This is a genomic window from Endozoicomonas sp. SESOKO4 (assembly GCF_024606275.1).
The window spans coordinates 1-1,158 of record NZ_JAHHPS010000081.1 but is presented as its reverse complement, the minus strand read 5'-3'; the positions used below and the strand labels follow the sequence as shown (position 1 = coordinate 1,158).

Below are 1,158 nucleotides of genomic sequence, written 5' to 3'. Positions count from 1 at the left end.
TCCTGGCTCTTATAAGTTGCAAGGGCGACTTCCAGCGTTTTTGGAGGTGGAGCCTTGTCCTCAAGACCAAAAGACAGACCGAGCACAATCACGGCATGAACAGCGGCTGCCATGAAAATGGTAAAGCCTAAGCGGTCGGCGGAAGAAACGGTCGTCATTGACGGTGTGGGCCTCTTGAACACTGCATCCTGGATTTTATAAATGAACTCCCTCAAGCTGGAAGGTTGTTTCAATACCTTACCAGCTATTTGTGCATTGTCATCAATGAAAATGGGGTGCGCAAGTACTGTTTTCAGGGTTTGGGGACTTATTTTTGAAACGGCACTACCTCACTTGTCTACTGGTAGCGATAATTGTGTAATATTGAGGTTTGAGAAAGTTCAGCACACTCATTACTGTGAATATCCTTTGAGCGAAGGGCAATGAAATTTACGTTTAAAAATCTGGGGTATGTGGATCAGGGGTCAATAGAGTTGGGAGATATGACCAATAATTCTAAGTAGTTTCATGGCTATCGTTACCATGCATCTATTTTGCTCGTAAAAAGCCTGACCCGGTTGGGACAGTCTGCCAGCAGAGTTGTAATAAAACACTTTTTTATCAGCCTGACTTTGAATTAAAATACTAAATGCCAGGCAATATGTCTGAGTACTTTAATTTGCCTGTCCTCATACCAAAGAGTCGCCAATGAGTAAAACCTTTGATTAAGAATCTCATCCCGGGATGATAGAGAACGACAGCTTTTGGAGTCAACCAATTAAAATCGACTCAAGCTCCTGAGAGTATTTTGAAAAAATAACACTCATTTTCTTTTGAACCCGGCTTTTTCTATCAATTGTCAGTGTTGTTAACTGAGTAGTCATGGAACCCATACCTATCTCACGCTGTAGAGTCGGCTTTTCAGGGATGTATAAAATTATACTTGAGTAAAACTTAATCATGGTTATACTTGGGTAAAATATCAGGAGGAAAGCATTATGTCGTCCATAGCTGTCAGGAAGTCCGGTGGAGCCAGTATCGTCAGTATACCCAAAGCCGTACTGAAAACCTTGGGGATAACAGTAGGGTCAAAGCTGAACCTGTCCATTGAGGACAACAAGATTGTCTTGTCCCCTGTCAAAGAAGAGTTAACCCTTGAAGCCCTGCTTGAAGGAAGCC

2 protein-coding genes and 1 pseudogene are annotated in these 1,158 nt (G+C 42.5%); 1 reads left to right on the top strand and 2 read right to left on the bottom strand.

Translation table 11 applies throughout. The features are described 5' to 3' along the window. Positions 1-233: pseudogene (locus KDK16_RS01360) on the bottom strand (hypothetical protein); the annotation flags it as partial. Between the two features lie 516 nt (positions 234-749). Next, positions 750-941: a hypothetical protein gene (locus KDK16_RS01355; protein ID WP_257274339.1), complete on the bottom strand. Its 192-nt coding sequence runs from the start codon at positions 939-941 to the stop codon at positions 750-752. 36 nt (positions 942-977) lie between these two features. On the opposite strand from KDK16_RS01355, the gene KDK16_RS01350 reads away from it, so the two are divergent. Beyond that, positions 978-1,158: AbrB/MazE/SpoVT family DNA-binding domain-containing protein (locus KDK16_RS01350; RefSeq protein ID WP_257274338.1), on the top strand; the 181-nt coding region annotated here is incomplete at its 3' end.